Source organism: Vreelandella andesensis, assembly GCF_003989795.1.
GTDB classification, from domain to species: Bacteria; Pseudomonadota; Gammaproteobacteria; order Pseudomonadales; family Halomonadaceae; genus Vreelandella; species Vreelandella andesensis.
Genome location: NZ_RZHG01000003.1, coordinates 211,768 through 229,139, shown reverse-complemented (window position 1 = coordinate 229,139; position 17,372 = coordinate 211,768). Strand labels below are relative to the sequence as shown.

16 protein-coding genes and 2 tRNA genes are annotated in these 17,372 nt (G+C 51.8%); 17 read left to right on the top strand and 1 reads right to left on the bottom strand.

Annotated elements, in window-relative coordinates; translation table 11 throughout:
- Nucleotides 1-93: 93 nt before the first annotated feature.
- The 7 genes from ELY33_RS02340 to ELY33_RS02310 all read left to right on the top strand — a co-directional run bounded on the left by ELY33_RS02340 (nt 94) and on the right by ELY33_RS02310 (nt 4,286).
- Nucleotides 94-168: transfer RNA gene (locus tag ELY33_RS02340), tRNA-Gly, on the top strand.
- 164 nt (nt 169-332) lie between these two features.
- Nucleotides 333-1,295: an ABC transporter ATP-binding protein gene (locus ELY33_RS02335; RefSeq protein WP_126943301.1), complete on the top strand. Its 963-nt coding sequence runs from the start codon at nt 333-335 to the stop codon at nt 1,293-1,295.
- A complete protein-coding gene (locus ELY33_RS02330; RefSeq protein WP_126943298.1) occupies nt 1,292-2,065 on the top strand; it encodes an ABC transporter permease in 774 nt (257 codons plus the stop codon). The genes ELY33_RS02335 and ELY33_RS02330 overlap by 4 nt, the downstream gene beginning before the upstream one ends.
- Before the next feature lie 75 nt (nt 2,066-2,140).
- A complete protein-coding gene (queF, locus tag ELY33_RS02325; protein WP_126943295.1) occupies nt 2,141-2,974 on the top strand; it encodes an NADPH-dependent 7-cyano-7-deazaguanine reductase QueF in 834 nt (277 codons plus the stop codon).
- A gap of 46 nt (nt 2,975-3,020) precedes the next feature.
- Complete coding sequence (locus ELY33_RS02320; RefSeq protein WP_126943292.1) at nt 3,021-3,581, top strand: nitroreductase family protein; 561 nt, start codon at nt 3,021-3,023, stop codon at nt 3,579-3,581.
- Nucleotides 3,582-3,586: 5 nt separating this feature from the next.
- Entirely contained in the window at nt 3,587-4,105 is a 519-nt protein-coding gene (locus ELY33_RS02315) for a YiiD C-terminal domain-containing protein (protein ID WP_126943289.1), read from the top strand.
- A 93-nt stretch (nt 4,106-4,198) separates the two neighbouring features.
- Nucleotides 4,199-4,286: transfer RNA gene (locus ELY33_RS02310), tRNA-Ser, on the top strand.
- 325 nt (nt 4,287-4,611) lie between these two features.
- Here ELY33_RS02310 and ELY33_RS02305 read toward each other — a convergent pair.
- Complete coding sequence (locus ELY33_RS02305) at nt 4,612-5,364, bottom strand: hypothetical protein (protein WP_126943286.1); 753 nt, start codon at nt 5,362-5,364, stop codon at nt 4,612-4,614.
- A 284-nt stretch (nt 5,365-5,648) separates the two neighbouring features.
- On the opposite strand from ELY33_RS02305, the gene ELY33_RS02300 reads away from it, so the two are divergent.
- The 10 genes from ELY33_RS02300 (at nt 5,649) to ELY33_RS02260 (ending at nt 17,268) form a co-directional block, all read left to right on the top strand.
- Nucleotides 5,649-7,259, top strand: coding sequence for a helix-turn-helix domain-containing protein (locus ELY33_RS02300; RefSeq protein ID WP_126943283.1), 1,611 nt, complete (start codon nt 5,649-5,651; stop codon nt 7,257-7,259).
- A gap of 79 nt (nt 7,260-7,338) precedes the next feature.
- Nucleotides 7,339-7,536, top strand: a complete 198-nt coding sequence (locus tag ELY33_RS02295) for an AlpA family transcriptional regulator (RefSeq protein WP_208644189.1) — start codon at nt 7,339-7,341, stop codon at nt 7,534-7,536.
- Nucleotides 7,537-7,849: 313 nt separating this feature from the next.
- On the top strand, nt 7,850-8,509 hold the full coding sequence (locus ELY33_RS02290; RefSeq protein ID WP_167470031.1) for an inovirus Gp2 family protein: 660 nt from the start codon (nt 7,850-7,852) through the stop codon (nt 8,507-8,509).
- 139 nt (nt 8,510-8,648) lie between these two features.
- Entirely contained in the window at nt 8,649-9,332 is a 684-nt protein-coding gene (locus ELY33_RS18030; protein ID WP_244208548.1) for a type I restriction-modification system subunit M N-terminal domain-containing protein, read from the top strand.
- Complete coding sequence (locus tag ELY33_RS18025; RefSeq protein ID WP_244208547.1) at nt 9,262-10,398, top strand: N-6 DNA methylase; 1,137 nt, start codon at nt 9,262-9,264, stop codon at nt 10,396-10,398. The genes ELY33_RS18030 and ELY33_RS18025 overlap by 71 nt, the downstream gene beginning before the upstream one ends.
- Entirely contained in the window at nt 10,391-11,710 is a 1,320-nt protein-coding gene (locus ELY33_RS02280; protein WP_126943277.1) for a restriction endonuclease subunit S, read from the top strand. The genes ELY33_RS18025 and ELY33_RS02280 overlap by 8 nt, the downstream gene beginning before the upstream one ends.
- Nucleotides 11,711-11,803: 93 nt before the next feature.
- The gene (locus tag ELY33_RS02275) at nt 11,804-12,895 is read left to right on the top strand and encodes a helix-turn-helix domain-containing protein (protein WP_126943274.1); all 1,092 of its coding nucleotides are present in this window, start codon (nt 11,804-11,806) and stop codon (nt 12,893-12,895) included.
- Nucleotides 12,870-13,358: a PIN domain-containing protein gene (locus ELY33_RS02270; protein ID WP_126943271.1), complete on the top strand. Its 489-nt coding sequence runs from the start codon at nt 12,870-12,872 to the stop codon at nt 13,356-13,358. Before ELY33_RS02275 ends, ELY33_RS02270 begins: the two co-directional genes overlap by 26 nt.
- Before the next feature lie 41 nt (nt 13,359-13,399).
- Nucleotides 13,400-16,552 (top strand): type I restriction endonuclease subunit R, encoded by a 3,153-nt coding sequence (locus ELY33_RS02265; RefSeq protein ID WP_126943268.1) that lies wholly within the window; start codon nt 13,400-13,402, stop codon nt 16,550-16,552.
- Nucleotides 16,549-17,268 (top strand): M48 family metallopeptidase, encoded by a 720-nt coding sequence (locus ELY33_RS02260; protein ID WP_244208546.1) that lies wholly within the window; start codon nt 16,549-16,551, stop codon nt 17,266-17,268. The genes ELY33_RS02265 and ELY33_RS02260 overlap by 4 nt, the downstream gene beginning before the upstream one ends.
- The last annotated feature ends 104 nt before the right edge of the window (nt 17,269-17,372 follow it).

The window sequence follows — 17,372 nt, the reverse complement described above, 5'->3', positions numbered from 1 at the left end:
GGTCTAGGACACCGCCCTTTCACGGCGGTAACAGGGGTTCGAACCCCCTATGGGACGCCATCTCGCACGGCTTCGCAGTAAAGTTTGTTATATGCGGGAATAGCTCAGTGGTAGAGCATCGCCTTGCCAAGGCGAGGGTCGAGAGTTCGAATCTCTTTTCCCGCTCCAAGCAAACACCTTGTATCCCCTTGTTCTTTAAGTTTTACACCGCACAATTAATGGCGGTCTTTTGCGTGCCTGGCATCTGTATGGCTTGAAAAAACATATGATTGCCCCGATATCTTTTCGTCTAGCGCGTTTTGTGCTCCCCATTTTGCTGACAGGACATGTTTATGGCCGAACCGGCACTGTCTATCCGTGGCCTCACGAAAGTGTATGGCAACGGCTTTCAAGCGTTAAAAGGTATTGATTTAGACGTCCAGCAGGGCGATTTTTTTGCATTGTTAGGGCCTAACGGGGCGGGCAAGTCGACCACGCTGGGTGTAGTTTGCTCGCTGGTGCAGAAGTCGGCAGGCAAGGTGACGATTTTTGGCATCGACATCGATAAAGACTTCGCGAAGGCCAAGTACCAGCTTGGCGTGGTGCCCCAGGAATTTAATTTTAATCAGTTTGAAAAGGTCATTGATATTATCCTGGCCCAGGCGGGTTACTACGGTATGACCCGCAAAGAGGCGTTGCCCCGCGCCAAGCAGCTGCTTAGTGACCTTGGGTTGTGGGATAAGCGCAATGGCAGTGCGCGTATGCTTTCAGGCGGTATGAAGCGCCGCCTGATGATTGCTCGTGCGCTGATGCACCGCCCGAAACTGCTGATCCTTGACGAGCCAACCGCGGGGGTCGACATCGAGCTGCGGCGTAGTATGTGGGAATACATGCGGCGTATTAACCGCGATGAAGGCACCACTATTATTCTTACTACGCACTATCTCGAAGAAGCCGAGAGCCTGTGTCGAAATATCGCCATCATTAATCAAGGCGAAATTGTGCGTAACACCAGCGTGCGTGAACTGCTGACAGAGCTGAATACTGAAACCTTCCTGCTTGACCTGTCCGCGCCGATTGAGCAAGCCCCTGTCATTGAAGGGTTTGAAGTACAACAGATCGAGCCTTCCCAGCTTTCACTGGTGATTCATCGTGGGCAGCAGCTTAACGATGTGTTCAGTGCCTTAAGCGAACAGGGGCTAACGGTGGTGTCTATGCGCAACCGCGCCAACCGCTTAGAGGAGATGTTTGTTTCCATGGTGGCAAGCAGTCAGCAAGCCATTGATCAGCGTGGGCAACAGGAGGCGCGGGCATGAATGCAACGCAAACCCTGATCGCGCTGTGGACGCTAGTGCTTAAAGAGATAAAGCGCTTCACACGCATTTGGCCACAAACCCTGCTGCCGCCGTCAATTACCATGGCCATGTACTTCATCATCTTCGGTAATTTGATTGGTTCGCGCATTGGCGACATGGGCGGCTTCAGCTATATGGACTTCATTGTGCCAGGGCTGATCATGATGTCGGTGATTACCAACAGCTATTCCAACGTGGCCTCTAGCTTTTTTTCCAATAAGTTTCAGCGCTCTATTGAAGAAATGATGGTCTCGCCTATGCCTAACTGGGTGATTCTGTCCGGCTTTGTTTTGGGCGGCATGGCGCGGGGCCTGGGTGTTGGGTTAATTGTCACGCTGGTATCGTTGTTTTTTACTCGCTTAACCGTCGAGCATCCGCTGCTCACGGTACTGGTGGTGGTATTAACCTCGGCGCTGTTTTCCATCGGCGGTTTTATTAACGCGCTGTTTGCTAATAAATTTGACGATATCTCCATCGTGCCGACGTTTATTTTGACCCCGCTAACGTATTTAGGTGGCGTGTTTTACTCGATTTCGATGCTGCCTGATTTTTGGCAGGGCGTTTCAATGCTCAACCCAATTTTGTATATGGTGAACGTCTTCCGCTACGGCTTTTTAGGTGTCTCCGATATTCCGGTAGCCTGGGCGCTGGCGGCTATTCTTGCCTTTATTGTTGGGCTGTTTATGGTGGCGCTCACCATGCTAGAGCGGGGCAAAGGCATTCGCAGCTAACCGTGTGATAACGCCCAGTAGGCGTCACTCAATAGACAGTACTCATTAGACAGTACTAATAGAGAGCAATAAGTAATGGCACATCGCCCCGATACCCTAGAACATGCGCCTCTGGGGCGCGATTCTGCTTATCCAGAGCAGTATGACGCCGGTCTTTTATATCCTATTCCCCGTGCTGCCAACCGTGCCCCGTTGGGTATTGACGATGATAAACTGCCGTTTGTGGGGGAAGATGAGTGGCACGCCTTTGAGGTTTCCTGGCTAAACGGCCGTGGGAAACCCATCGTAGCGGTTGCCCGTTTTCGTCTGCCCGCGAATTCGCCGAACCTGATTGAGTCCAAGTCCTGGAAGCTCTACCTCAATAGCCTTAACCAAACGCGCTTTGCCAGCCGAGAAGACGTGCAGCGCACACTGCTTCGCGACCTGGCGGCGGCAGCGGGGGGCTCAGTTAGCGTAGAGCTATTGGGTGTGGATGACAGCGAGCTTGTTCCCCAGCGCTTGCCCGGCGAATGCTTGGACGATCTGGACATCGATGTCAGTGATTACACGCCCAGTGCAGCGCATTTGGCGGTGGGCGAAGTGATCGTTGAAGAGACGCTGTATTCCCATCTACTCAAATCAAACTGCCCTGTAACTGGTCAGCCCGACTGGGGAAGTGTGTTAATTCGCTACAAAGGCCCTAAAATCGACCGTGAAGGACTGCTACGCTACCTAATCGGTTACCGTCAACATCAGGATTTTCACGAACACTGTGTTGAGCATATTTTTACCGACCTGATGCAACTGGCCAAACCGGAAGAACTGCTGGTGCTGGCACGCTATGTACGTCGTGGTGGGCTTGATATCAGCCCATGGCGAGCAACACCAGGGTTAACGCCGCCCAGCCCCTTGCGCCTAGCAAGGCAGTAAACAACGGCGCTACTGGCGCTCAACGATGAATATAAGGGGAGTCATCATGGACGCACTCACGCTGCTTCACGAACGTAGTTCTATGGGTAAACTCACCGAGCCTGCGCCCAGTGCCGATCAGCTCAGCGCTATCTATCAAGCTGCGCTGCGTGCTCCAGACCATAAAGAGCTACGCCCCTGGCGGTTTATTGAATTTATTGGCGAAGGTCGCGAACGCTTGGGAGAGCTATTTGCCGAAGCAGAGTTTCAAGAAGACCCCAGTGCTAGCGACAACACGCTAAATGCCGCGCGTAAAAAGCCATTGCGCGCACCGATGATTATTGCCGTGATCGCTAAAGTAACCCCGGAAATTCCTGGTGTGCCGAAAATGGAACAGGTGATTTCAGCCGGATGCGCTGCTCACGGCATATTATTAGCTGCCCACACGCTAGGGCTGGGAGCCATGTGGCGCAGCGGTAAATATGCCTTTGACCCCGTGGTGCGTAAAGGCCTATCGCTAGATGAAGATGACGAGGTCGTCGCCTTTATCTATATAGGTAGCTTAGCGGGCCGCCATAAGCCGCTACCTCAGCACCATGTGGAAAACTTTGTAGAACGTTGGGATTAATGGTGATGAGCCAGCCACGCCAGCCCGGAGTGCCTTACCCCCGATTGCCACTCCCCGAGACACAGGAAGACCTTGCCGCCTTTCAGCAGTGGCTAGGGGAAGCAATCCCCATGGTGGGCGCACTGGGACTTCAGCGTATGACCCAAGGCACTGCCCAAGAGGGCGGGGCACTAACATGGCAACTAGCGCTTAGCCCCAACCTTAACGACAAAGGGACAGGCTTTGGCGGTGCGCTAACGGCGCAAACAACGTTACAAGGCTGGTGTTGGGTAACGCTGTGGCTACGTGCCCATGGGCGGGCGCAAGATGTCGTCGTAGCCGAAGCCCGCCAGCGCTTTCTTGCGCCTGTCACCGGCAACTACCGCATAATTTGCGCCCCTAGCGACCCCCAGGGCCCCGCACAGCTAGCGGAAAAGCTTAATGCCCGGGGGAAGGGGAGTATTGCACTGACCCAACAGCTCTACTGCGGCGACACGCTCTGTCTGGAAGCCAGCGGGCGCTATGCCGTGTTGCCTGTTGCTTAAATCTTTATAAGACTTGCTATTTTAGGTCTTAGACCATAAAATATGTGCCGTTCTGTTTGGAAAGGCAGCGCCTTAACAACTGAACAAAAACGCGGAGGGGTGTCCGAGTGGTCGAAGGAGCACGCCTGGAAAGTGTGTAAGTCGAAAGGCTTCGAGGGTTCGAATCCCTCCCCCTCCGCCAAAAACATAGATTAAGCCGCTGATTTCAGCGGCTTTTTTGTTGCTTAAAAAGCACCAGTCCCCCAGTTAGTCCCCCATTAAATTCTATTATACGAAGCTTAATATTTTATGAGACAAGGTTTGCCGTTGATGAGGCTATCAGTCGAGCAAATTTGCCATTTCTTTATCAGATAGCACGTCTTCAATATTATTACTGATCCCTCCACCCTTGCCTTATTTTGTCCACTCTTGTATCGAAGAGTTAATGTCGGCACGACATAATCGTTCATGAGTCTATTAATAAATAAAGCGCAAAAGCGCCATTAACACGGCCGTTCCACGAGCCGCTATGGCTCGCCAGGTATTTTCGGAGCTTCAGCAGCCTTTTTTCGCGCTTGGACTAGGTTCGCTAGTTGCTTCGATAGCGACTCGCCTTTGAAGCGAACGAGCGTTAGGTTCGTTAAATGGGGTTCTATAGCGGCTTTGTGTGGCTCTATTAATGCTTCGTACGTTGCTATGTCACCAGACTCTAGAGGCGAGCTGTCCGCTCCCCCTATTTTCGCCTCCAAGGCGCAACGTTTATCAATTTGCTCTGCCACTGCCGCCAATAATTTTTCAACCACTCGTTGATATGCCTGTTCGCGCTGCTCGTAGCTTGCGCGTTGGTTTTTTAATTCCTGCCGGTAGGTTGAATTAGCTTTGTGGGCGATTTCTGTCGCACGCAGATGGTCGTGCCAGGCGTCGCTAATTACTGTGCTTAATTCCTTTACTTTAGAGTGGTTGTGCTTCTTGGCGAGCTTTTCTAGCGTCGTCAAGGTGGCTACAGGCAACACAAAAGTTGCCGACTTTTTATCACGTTGTTGACGCACTTTTTTCTGCCGCCATGCATTGCGCAGTTTTCCGTATTGCTCCCGAAACGCGGGGGAGTCCATGTGATTTTTAATCTCAGTGATTAAATGGTCAGCCCGTTCAGGGTGCGCAAAGTCATCACCCATGAACGCTAGTGAAAAGTCAGGTTGAGTGCGACTGAGGTAGTTGGCTATCCATTTCAGCTGAGCTGGGTTGTTGTGATCAATCCACGTATGAGGAGATGTTGTCATAAAACAATATGGTCACGTATGTCAGCAGTGAGTGAGAAATGTGGCTAGCAGGAGTTCAATGAGTATAAGCCGCTTATCATGTCGTCTCAATGCATCGGCTGAATTATAACATAGTAGTGTGACATAGTGGTGTGACAAAGTAGTGTGACATAGTGGTGTAACAAAGTAGTGTGACGTAGTAGTGTCACATAGTAATGAAGAATTTTTTTACTTTTATGTACTCCTTAAAAAGGTATTTTTAAGGAGGATAAATTAGAAAGCTACTTGTTGACTAGGTGGGGGCAATGGGCTATCAGCTGTTTTATTATGAAGATATCAATCTCCCAATAGAAGCGCGCTGGTTTCTATGGCAATGGGAACGCTATACAGGGTTACATGCGCCTATCGACGGTACGGTGAGAGCTCTGTTAACCCACTTGAAGATGCCACTTCGGCAGGGGCAGAAAACGCTGCTTAGACTTAAAAATGAGGGCGTTATCGAAGCAATCCCTGTAGCAAAGGGAAGGGGGCGACCAAGCTATAGATACCGTGTCAGTCCAACGTTGCTTTCAACCTTGAAAGCCCTGCCCAACGAAGAGCCTTCTTTATCAGACCGCATTGATTACATCAGTCAATATGATCCGCTTGCTGTCAGCTTACCGGCCAAGGCCTCGTCAAAGTACGTAGCAAAGGTCACGGCTTCATCGGCGGGCCACGAAGAGACATCTACTCATGCAGAATCTTCATCGCAGGGATCAACTGGAGAATATGGGGAAAAAACAAAAATACCGCTGTCAGTTAGGCAACCGAATTTACACCATAGCCATCGACGCAAAGAGCAACTGACAAGGGCCAATCGTTGGGTGCTGATGGTGTTGTTAGCGCGCTCAGAGGTGCTTGGCATTTTGACCGACATGGGTCTTATCACTCTGCAACGCTTGACGGGCATGTCGTCCAGTCAGCTTGCGGGCCAACTTAAAAAGCTCAAAACGCTCGGTGTTATCGCTCATCACCAACCGGGCCAGGCAGGCAAGCTGCTAGGTAAACGCATGACCTCGATCTACGTGTTGGGCCTTTCCCATCCGCTGCTCGGGAAGCCAGAGAGTAACTCCGTAAAATTGATCTTTCCTACACCACCGCCAAGCAAGAATGCGGCTACCGAATTGAATCATGGCCTCATTGATGCCCTGATGGCTTATGGAGTTTCCTTGAAATATGAAGAGATCCTGATCGAGAAACTTAACAAGCTTAATGCCGCGATTGCCGGTACAAAATGGTCAGATCAAGTAGACATGCCTGCTTATATTTCTAACCGGTTAAAATTGGTGGAGAAACTTGAAGTAAAGCTTAATAAGAACGAAGAGGTTCGTTCACACGCAACACAGCTTCTGCCCCCACTGCGCCACCTATCCTCAACTGTCTGTATGTTCACTGAAAAGTGTAACTCCTCGCAGGCAGAATGGTTGCGCGCCCATGTCCATGCCGAAGCTATGCAAATGCTATCGACGCAATGGCTATATTTATGGGATGACGACCCCTTACCCAACGCCCCCGATGCACTAGTCGACCCGGCGTCAGCATTGCGCCACCAGCTCGCGCATCATCTAGCGAAGACTCTTCATAGACAATTAAGGCGGCATGCCGACAAGCACCATGAGATTGACTTTGACGAGTTATATTACACGCTAACGCCCGCACGGGATCGCCTTGGTCGCCCCTCACCCGGCTGGGCGTTGTGCGGGCATGCTTTGCATACCAATGGCGTTTCCTATCTTCCAGACAGACTTATCTTTGACACGTTGAAGTTCTGTGACCTGAAAGCGTATTGGCAAACGCATCAACAGGATTGCCTTTCAGCCATCAACGATAAGCCAGATGATTCAACGGCAGTTTCACCGGAGCCTGCCGACCAATAGGCTTCACGTCGCTAGCGCTACTCTCCAATTAAAAAATACTCAGCTTCCTCATGTCATGAACGAATAACAGGAGTTCGTCATGAGCATGAAACTGATCCGCATCAAAGACGTCATGGAACGCACAGGGCTAGCCAGATCGACGATCTACAAGTACATCAACCTTGGGCAGTTTCCACAGCCAATCAAGCTGGGCACACGGGCCGTTGCCTGGGTCGAAAGTGAAATCGATACTTGGATAAACGACAGCATTAAGCGTAGAGATGACGATGCTGCCTAATATCAAATTATTTAGCTTTTGCTAATTTAATTGAAGAGTTGATTATCCACTAGCCGCTACTCGCTTACGCTAGCGCCCACCTACATCCGTCGAACTGCCATCAATCTTTCTGACCCTTGTTTAATTATTATTAAGCTAATCAAAGGGTAGAGGGAGGGGCATCAAGCCCCGTACCTAAGCATCCAACGAAAGGCTAATCATCAAGACATCATCAACGCATTGAATCCAGCACCTGCTGGAGGATTCGTCGTGCCTGTCATAAACGCCCATGCCGCAGAAGCCATGGGCCATCTTTCCTATCAAGGAGATTAAAATGCTACCACCACGTCACTCAAACGCTAACCTGCACTTCGCCTATACCCCTATCTTTAATGGGCTACGTATCCAAGAGGACCACCTGCCAATGGCAAGTGAGTACCTTCAAGCCCTTTACGATACGATGCACAAGGCACTCGCTGACTACCCACGCATGCTAGCCTTCCGGATTGATCCTGTCATCCCTACGGAGATAAGCGACAAAATGACGCTAGAGGATCATAAAGGCCTTATCGCAAGGCTCACCGCCTCCTTTAAGGCTATTATTAAGCACGACCGGGAACAGAAGCGTCAGAACGGCTGGGTACCAGATACCAAAGTGCGATACGTGTGGAGCCGGGAAATCGGCATTAACGGTAAGCCGCACTACCACTTATTGCTCCTGCTTAACCGTGACGCCTATCACATGCCTGGTAAGGCATGCTCTCCCAATGAAAACCTTATCAGCCGCATCTCACGCGCTTGGTATAGCGCGCTAGGGGTCGCTTGGAATCCTCAAGAGCCCTGGGTACACGTGCCTGACAATCCGTATTATTGGGTCAACCGAGGTGATATGAGCAGCTTTCAGGAGGCGTTCTACCGCGCCTCTTACCTTTGCAAAGCGAATACAAAACAGTACGGATTAGGTTTACGAGCATTTGGAACCAGTCGTAACTGAAAATCTCATCATGACCATTTAGCAAGGCTGCTAAGCAGCTCTTTGCTCGCATGCCCCCACACCGCTAAACTCGGCTCACAATTTTGTGGGGGCTATCTATCAGCCATGACCACTGTTTCTGCCATACATGGAACCATCAATGAGCCACACCGTTACGCTGCAACAGCTGGAATCCTTCTTATGGGAAGCTGCCGATATCCTGCGCGGCAATATGGATGCGTCCGAGTACAAGGATTACATCTTTGGCATGATGTTCTTGAAGCGCCTGTCGGATGCTTTTGAGGAAGCCCAGGAGTCGGTGGTTGAGTATTACCTCAGCAAAGGCAAAAGCGAGGCCCAGGCGCGTGAGCTGGCTGATGATGAAGACGAGTACGACAAAACTTTCTACATCCCACCTGTTGCTCGCTGGGGTGCCATCAAAGATCTCAAGCACGATATTGGCTCGGAGTTGAACAAGGCCACCGAAGCCATTGAAGAGCACAACGCCACGCTGGAAGGCGTGCTGGTGTCTATCGACTTCAACATTAAGAACAAGCTTTCGGATAAAAAGCTGCGGGATCTGCTCAGCCATTTCAGTCGCTACCGGTTACGCAACCAGGATTTCGAGCGCCCTGACCTGCTAGGCACGGCCTACGAATACCTGATCAAGATGTTCGCCGACAGCGCCGGTAAAAAAGGCGGTGAGTTCTATACGCCTTCTGAAGTGGTGCAGCTACTGGTATCACTGCTCAAGCCTCAAGCCTCATGCGGGCATGCGCATATACGACCCCACAGCGGGGTCGGGTGGGATGCTGGTACAAACCCGCAATCATCTAGCTGTTAATGGTGAAAACCCGGCCAACCTCTCGCTGTTTGGCCAGGAGATGAACCTGAACACCTGGGCCATCTGCAAGATGAACATGTTCTTGCACGGCGTTTACAGCGCCGATATTCGCAAGGGCGACACGCTAGGCGACCCACAGCACACCCAAGGCGGTGAGCTGATGACCTTCGACCGGGTACTTGCCAATCCGCCGTTCAGCTTGAAGAAATGGGGCAAGGAAGAAGCCGATAACGACCCCTATGGCCGCTACCCCTACGGCACGCCGCCGAAAGATTCCGGCGACCTGGCCTTTGTGCAGCACATGATCGCCAGCCTGAATGCCGAGGGCATGATGGGCGTGGTAATGCCCCACGGTGTGTTGTTCCGGGGTGCCAGTGAAAAAGCTATCCGTCAGGGCATCTTGAATGATGACCTTCTGGAGGCAGTGATTGGCCTGCCTCCAGCACTGTTCTACGGCACCGGCATTCCCGCCAGCCTGCTGATCATCAACAAGCGAAAGCCTGCCGAACGTAAAGGCAAGGTGCTGTTTATTAACAGCGAGCTGGAATTTGAAGAAGGCAAGAACCAGAACAAGCTGCGTCAGCAGGATATCGAAAAGATCGTCGCTACCTTTGACGATTACGCCGAGATCAAGCGCTACTCCAAAGTCGTCACCCTGGCAGAGATTGCCGAGAACGACTACAACCTGAACATCCGCCGCTACGCCGATACCAGCCCACCGCCAGAAATCTTTGATGTGCGCGCCATCCTCCACGGCGGCATCCCCGTGCGGGAAGTGGAAAGCGAATATATTCGCGAAGAGATCCTGATAGATTTTGATGTTCGCTGCGTATTTGATCGCCGTGATGAAGCCTACTTTGACTTCAAGCCTGCCATCGACAGCAAAGAGCAGCTGCGTGACATCGTCCAGCAGGAAGCCCCCGATGCTGACAACAGCGCTGCCATTATCAGCCAGCTAGAACGCTGGTGGGATAAGTACAAGGTATCGCTGCACGAACTGGATGCCAAAGTAGCCAAAGCCGAAAGCGTGATGAAGGGGTACCTGAAGGAGCTGGGGTATGAGTGACCTGAAGGGATTCACAAATACCGCGAGCGCTGGATGCACTGGAGCGGTAAATTCGGTGCCTAAGGGATGGACTTCAGCTGAGCTATCTGACTTCTGCGATACCGTAGGTGGCGGCACACCTGATAGGTCAGTTGAAGAATATTGGAATGGTGAAATACCTTGGGCTTCCCCCACTGAAATTACAACACGTCATTCAAAGTACATCTCAAAAACTAAAGAAAGCATCACTCTCAAGGGTTTAGAAAAAAGCTCTGCGAAGCTCCATCCGCCTGGAACTGTTTTAATGACCAGCCGGGCCAGTATTGGTTATGTCGCGATTAACACTGTTCCAATGGCTACCAACCAAGGATTTCAGTCTTTACGCTGCAAAAAAAATGCCTTAGCGGACTACATATATCAATATATTACTTGGATACGACCTGAGTTAGAAAGAATGTCTGCTGGCAGCACGTTTTCGGAGATTTCCTCTTCTAGTGTGAAAAGGCTTCGAGCGACGCTTCCCCCACTCTCCGAACAGAAAAAAATCGCCGCCATTCTGTCATCCGTCGATGAGGTGATTGAAAAAACACGCGCCCAGATCGACAAGCTGAAAGACCTGAAAGCCGGCATGATGCAAGAGCTGCTGACTAAGGGTATTGGTCATACTGAATTCAAGGACTCGCCGGTGGGGCGGATACCTGTGAGATGGGATTGTGTATTGCTTGAAGAAGTTGCAGCTGTTCAAACAGGAGTTGCAAAAAACTCAAACTCTAAAGGTGACATGATAAGTGTTCCTTACCTTAGGGTGGCAAATGTTCAAGACGGCTATCTTAATCTAACTGAAATAAAGTACATTGAAATCGACAAGGGGCGATTGAGTCGTTTTTCTTTGCAGCCCGATGATGTATTGGTAAACGAAGGAGGGGACTTTGATAAGATTGGGCGCGGTGCCATTTGGAAAGGATTGATAAGCCCCTGCGTTCATCAGAATCATGTTTTTGTCGTTAGAACGATGAAAGATCAGCTTCTTCCTGAGTTTTTTAATTATTTGTCCGGCAGTCAGTATGGTAAGAGCTATTACCTCGGTTGTGCCAAACAAACTACTAACCTCGCAAGTCTAAACTCAAGTCAGTTAAAGATGTTCCCAGTTCTGTTGCCATCTATCGCTGAGCAAGAATGTATCTGTAAAAATTTGGGTGCAATTGATCAAAAGCAGCGTCTACTTGAAGAGAAATTAGCTGGGAAAATAAATATCAAAAGAGCCTTGATGCAAGACTTACTCACGGGCAAAGTCCGCGTACAGGTAGAGGCCCGCGAGCTAGCCGAAGCCTGATATTCCCCCCTCAACCGCCTCGCCATGAGTTGACAGGTCTGAATTTTAACCCATACTTGTCAACTCAATTACTTCTCATCAAGGTGCCCCCTCATGCTGCATGATCGCTTGCATCGTGCGCGTGTCCTCAAGAACATGACCCTGCAGCAGGTGGCCGACCAGCTGGGGGACATTACCAAGCAGGCTCTGTCCAAATTTGAGCAGGGCAAGGACGCGCCCAATTCCACTCGCTTAATCCAGCTCGCTGATGTGCTGGGGGTTAGCCCTGAGTATTTTTTCCGCCCGGATTCGGTGGCACTTGGCGCGGTCGATTTCCGCAAGCACTCCGCTTTTGGCAAACGCCAGCAGGAAGCCGTTAAAGAGCAAGTGCGCGAGCATCTTGAGCGCTATTTAGCGGCAGAAAGCGTGTTCGAGACTGAGCCACGTAGCCGTGGCTTTACCCAATGGCATCGCCGCTTTGCGGTAGCTAATGCTGAAGAGATCGAACAGGCGGCGGAAGCGTTGCGCAACGCCTGGAACCTGGGGCTAAACCCCATTGCCAACCTGACCGAACCCCTGGAAGAAAACGACATCAAGGTGGTGGGCCTGCACGCCCATCAAAAGTTCGACGGCTTGTGTGTGCTGGTCAATGATGGCGCGGATGCGGTGATTGTGAGCAACACTGACCGCCCCGGTGAACGCCAACGCTTTAATCTCGCCAATGAGCTAGGCCACCTAGTGATGGCCATGCCTGAAGCCATTCACGGCACTCGGGAAGAAGAGAACAACTGCCACCGCTTTGCCGGTGCCTTTCTGTTTCCTGCCAGCCAGGTACGCGCCATTTTCGGCGAGCACCGCAAGCGTGTACTGTTCGATGAGTTTTTGCTGGCCAAACAGGAGTGGGGCATTTCTATTCAGGCGATTCTACGGCGCCTGCATGACCTGAATATCATCAACCCGAACCTCTACCAAAGCACCGTCAAATACTGGTCAATGCAGGGCTACCGCTCCAGTGAGCCTAACCCTTTGCCATCAGAGACTTCTTACCGCCTGCGGCAGCTGGTTTACCGGGCCCTTGCGGAAGGGTTGGTGACTCCCTCACGGGCAGCGGAATTACTCAATACCGGCCTGAGGGATATCCAGGAGGTAATGGCCAACGGACAGACAGGTGGCGCCGCGCATGTCAGCGAAAATACTTGTCTCTGATACCAATATTTGGATCGATCTTCATCGTAGTGGCCTGCTAACAACCGTCTTTGCACTGCCCCACCAATTTGTCACCACGGATTTTGTATGGCGAGAGTTAAGGCAGCCACCCGGCCAGCAGCTGACGGATCTGGGGCTGATGATAGAAGGCTTAAGTGGCGATGAGGTGGTGTCGCTTTTTGGACTTCGCCAAACCCTGGGCAACTCTTCTTTGGCCGATGTGTCCTGCTATTTTCTGGCCAGAGAACGTGGCTGGACGCTATTAACCGGTGACGGTGCGCTGCGCAAGTCCGGTCAACAAGGCAAGCTTGAGGTGCGGGGTGTGCTGTGGATTTTGGATGAACTGGAACGCCACGCCTTGCTCTCGACGCAACAGCTCGCCGATGCGTTAGACAGCATGCTGAAGGCAGGTGCCCGATTACCGGAGGCTGAATGCCGTAAACGGCTGAACCGTTGGCGGTAGCATGCTAGGCTGAGCAAAAAGCATGACAAAGGATACTTACCTTGTTTCAGGATGAAGTCGAAAAGGTCGAGCTACCTGCTATTGCCCAGCTTAAGCAACTGGGGTGGCGTTATGTTCCTGGGGCAAATTTATCCCCTGTGCTGCCGATTGACGGTGCCCCTTCTACTGGTGAACGTGGCTACTACCGCGATGTCGTGCTCGTTAAACGGCTTGAGGCTGCTCTGCGGCGCTTAAACCCCTGGATCAGCGAAGAGAACCTGCGCAAGGTGATGCGTGAAATTACTCACCCCCACCACGCAGGGCTGATGGAGTACAACCACGCCACCTATCAGCAGTTGGTCAACTATCTGTCGGTAGAGCAGGATGTAGGTAAGGGGCGAAAGGGCCAGACGGTCAAAATCATCGATTTCGAGCAGCCTGACAACAACGACTTTCTCTGCACCAACCAATTCAAGATTGAAGGCCTCAATCAGAACATCATCCCGGATATCGTTTGCTTCGTGAACGGCCTGCCGTTGGCGGTGATTGAGTGTAAGTCGCCTTATATTGCCGATGCCCTAGCGCAAGGTATTGATCAGTTACGGCGCTACGCCAACCTACGTTACCCCGAAGATGAAGAAGGCGCTCAAAAGCTTTTCTGGTACAACCAGCTCATGGTATCGACCTGCCGGGATCAGGCTCGGGTCGGTACGATTAGCTCAAGCGCTCAGCATTATGGCGATTGGAAAGACGCCTACCCGTTTACCGATGCCGATATCCGCCAGTCGCGCGCTACTGCTCAGGCAGCACCGCAATCACTACCTGCCGCCACTGCCTATCAAGTAACGGATGTACCCTCTCCGGCTTACCTGCTAGAAGCGCAGCGTGTTGCAGCAGGCCTATCGGCCGACACAGAAATCAACGCCCAAGAACGTCTCTTAGCGGGGCTTTTCTCGCCCGCACATTTTCTTGATTTGATCCAAAACTTCACGCTATTTGAAGCCGTGGACGGGCGATTGATCAAAAAAATTGCCCGTTATCAGCAGTACCGCGCAGTGAATAAGGTCATTGGGCGCCTTAAAGTAGGTAGGGATCGTAAGGAAAAATCTGGGGTAGTGTGGCATACCCAAGGCTCAGGTAAGTCGCTCACCATGGTCATGCTGGCGGTGAAGATGCGTCGCGACCCAGAACTCCAGCAATATAAGCTGGTGTTCGTCACCGACCGTACACAGCTGGATAACCAGCTCTCCGCTACCTTCCGCGATGCCCAGAATGAAACTGTGCACAACGCCAGTTCCGTCGCAAAATTGAAAACCCTGTTACAGCGCGATTCATCCGATATCGTCACCGCCATGGTGCAGAAATTTCAGGAAGCCGAAGCCGAGGGCGACTTCACCAACCTAAACCCCAGCGATAAAGTGATTGTGCTGGCCGATGAGGCCCACCGCACCCAGTTTGGTAACCTCGCTGCCACCATCAACGCCGCACTACCCAATGCCCCCAAGATCGGCTTTACCGGCACGCCCTTGCTGAAAACCCAGAAAATGAACCAGGCGTTTGGTGGCTATATTGATCAATATAAAATCAACGAAGCCGTGGCTGATGGGGCCACGGTGCGTATTCTCTACGAAGGCCGTCAGGTACTGACCGATGTAGTAGGCGATTCGCTGGATTCGCTTTTCGAAGAGTACTTTCGCGATTACAGCGACGACGAAAAAAAAGAGATCAAGAAAAAGTACGGGGTGGAACGCGCGATACGCGAGGCACCTGCCCGCATCCGCTGGGTATGTATCGACCTGCTGAAACACTACCGGGAGCATATTCAGCCCAACGGCTTTAAGGCGATGATTGTGGTGGGTAGCCGCTACGCCGCCACCTTATTCAAGAAAACCTTAGACGAACTGGATGCCCCGCCTTCTGAGGTTATCGTTTCCGGCAGCCACAACGACCCCGCTTATTTGGCGCAGTACACCGATAAAGCCCGCCAGAAACAGGTCATCGGCAACTTCACCAAACCGTTAAGTGAAGACCCAACGGCTTTTTTGATCGTGAAGGATATGCTGCTCACCGGCTTTGATGCGCCGATTGCCCAGGCGATGTACATCGACCGCAGTCTAAAAGACCACACGCTGATGCAGGCGATTGCGCGGGTTAACCGCACCTGCTCTTCCCCTAATGGTAAGGGGGCAAAGCAAGCAGGCTTTATCGTCGATTACTACGGGTTATCCGACCAGCTCACCGAAGCGCTGGAGATGTTCAGTAACGATGACGCGGAAGGCACTTACCATAGCCTGAAAGACGAGATCCCCAAACTTAAAGCGGCCCATACGCGGGTGGCCAAGCTATTTGCAGGGCTGAAAGAGAAGGATATCGATGCCTACGTCCTGTTTCTCAAAGACGAAGACAAACGCCAGCAGTTTGAGCTGGCCTATAAAGCCTTTGCTAAGCAGATGGATATCATCTTGCCCGATACGGCTGCCAAGCCGTTTGTGCCTGATCTAAAATTCTGGGGTAAGGTACAGAACGCCGCAAGAAACCGCTACCGCGATCCAGGCCTTAACCTTGCCGATGTAGGGGAGAAAGTGCGTAAGCTGGTGGAAGACCACATCATCAGCACAGGCGTCGACCCCAAGATTCCACCGGTCGATTTGATGGACGCCAACTTCAAACAAACCGTGGAGCAGATCAAATCCCCGGAATCTAAAGCGTCCGAGATTGAGAGTGCGATCAAGCACCACATCACCGTCAACCTGGAAGAAGACCCCGAGTATTACAAATCGCTCAGCCTACGCCTACGCGATATCATCGAAAAAACGGCAGGCAAGTGGGATCAGCAGCTAGAACTACTGCTGCAGATGGTCAGCACCATCGACACCGAGCATAAGCAAGAAGCCGATGCCCTAGGGCTGAGTGAAACCGAGTTCGCGTTCTACAACATCCTGATGGCGGAAGTGACCCACCACGCCGGGGAAGATGCCATTAGCGAAGCGGTGCATGATGAGATCAAAGCGATCAGCCAGCACCTTGTGGATATGTTTGATGAAGCCACCCAGATCGTCGACTTTTTCGATAAGCAGGATCAGGTCAAGCGCATGAAAAAAGAGATCAAACGAGCCGTTTTAGACGGCTCCTTCGCGGACAAGGCCCTGGCCACCGTCGTGCAAGACCGCTTTATGGAACTAGCCAAGCACCGTTTCGGTAAAGCAACCCCATGACCGCTATGGCGCATCCAACCGAATACCGAGTGGCCTCGGGTTTTATTGCCGAAATCATCCGCACCAATCGCCGTAAATCGGCGGATATCCGAGTGGAAGAAGGCGCGGTGTCTATCGTAGTGCCCAGCGACACCTCGCTAGAAAAGATCGATCAGTTGCTGGCCAACAAGCGGCGCTGGATCAAAGAAAAAATGGCCCTACACCAGTTGGCTGCGCCTGCCAGTAGCCGAGAGTTTGTCTCCGGCGAAGCCTTTCCCTATCTAGGCCGCCACTACCGCCTCAAGATAGAAACCGGTGCCTTTGCCCCGGTAAAGCTGCTACACGGCAGGCTGCTGGTCACGCTACCCCAAAGTACACAACGCCAATCCATGGTGCGCAACGCCCTGGTGCGCTGGTACAAACGCCAAGCCGAACAAAAAATAAAAGAGAAAGTGACGCGCTTCGCCCCGGTGGTCGGTGTATCACCAATGGACATAGGCATTCGCACGTTCAAATCACGCTGGGGGAGCTGCACCGCCAAGGGCAAGCTGGAGTTTAACTGGCAGATCATGATGGCCCCCAACCGCATGGTGGATTACGTGGTGATGCACGAGCTTTGCCACCTTATCCGCCACGACCACTCCCCTGAGTTCTGGAATGAGATGGGGCGGGTGATGGCGGACTATCCTCAGTGCCGTGAGTGGTTAAGGGAGAATGCGGAGAGGGTGAGGTTTTAATGGTTTTTCAATTACCACTTGTGCCAGTTTTCTTGTGTAACGTCGGCGCAGCTTTTGATCCAAAGCAGTCTTTTAGATGTTCTGCATGTGCGCCCGGTAAGTCC

Excerpts from the sequence above, each read along its gene's own strand:
- ELY33_RS18025 (WP_244208547.1), top strand. The coding sequence starts at position 9,262 with ATGCGCATATACGACCCCACAGCGGGGTCGGGTGGGATGCTGGTACAA.
- ELY33_RS02280 (WP_126943277.1), top strand. The coding sequence starts at position 10,391 with ATGAGTGACCTGAAGGGATTCACAAATACCGCGAGCGCTGGATGCACT.
- ELY33_RS02315 (WP_126943289.1), top strand. The coding sequence starts at position 3,587 with ATGAGCCAGCCACGCCAGCCCGGAGTGCCTTACCCCCGATTGCCACTC.
- ELY33_RS02335 (WP_126943301.1), top strand. The coding sequence starts at position 333 with ATGGCCGAACCGGCACTGTCTATCCGTGGCCTCACGAAAGTGTATGGC.
- ELY33_RS02305 (WP_126943286.1), bottom strand. The coding sequence starts at position 5,364 with ATGACAACATCTCCTCATACGTGGATTGATCACAACAACCCAGCTCAG.
- ELY33_RS02275 (WP_126943274.1), top strand. The coding sequence starts at position 11,804 with ATGCTGCATGATCGCTTGCATCGTGCGCGTGTCCTCAAGAACATGACC.
- ELY33_RS02295 (WP_208644189.1), top strand. The coding sequence starts at position 7,339 with ATGAGCATGAAACTGATCCGCATCAAAGACGTCATGGAACGCACAGGG.
- ELY33_RS02290 (WP_167470031.1), top strand. The coding sequence starts at position 7,850 with ATGCTACCACCACGTCACTCAAACGCTAACCTGCACTTCGCCTATACC.
- ELY33_RS18030 (WP_244208548.1), top strand. The coding sequence starts at position 8,649 with ATGAGCCACACCGTTACGCTGCAACAGCTGGAATCCTTCTTATGGGAA.
- ELY33_RS02270 (WP_126943271.1), top strand. The coding sequence starts at position 12,870 with ATGTCAGCGAAAATACTTGTCTCTGATACCAATATTTGGATCGATCTT.
- ELY33_RS02300 (WP_126943283.1), top strand. The coding sequence starts at position 5,649 with ATGGGCTATCAGCTGTTTTATTATGAAGATATCAATCTCCCAATAGAA.
- queF (WP_126943295.1), top strand. The coding sequence starts at position 2,141 with ATGGCACATCGCCCCGATACCCTAGAACATGCGCCTCTGGGGCGCGAT.
- ELY33_RS02330 (WP_126943298.1), top strand. The coding sequence starts at position 1,292 with ATGAATGCAACGCAAACCCTGATCGCGCTGTGGACGCTAGTGCTTAAA.
- ELY33_RS02260 (WP_244208546.1), top strand. The coding sequence starts at position 16,549 with ATGACCGCTATGGCGCATCCAACCGAATACCGAGTGGCCTCGGGTTTT.
- ELY33_RS02320 (WP_126943292.1), top strand. The coding sequence starts at position 3,021 with ATGGACGCACTCACGCTGCTTCACGAACGTAGTTCTATGGGTAAACTC.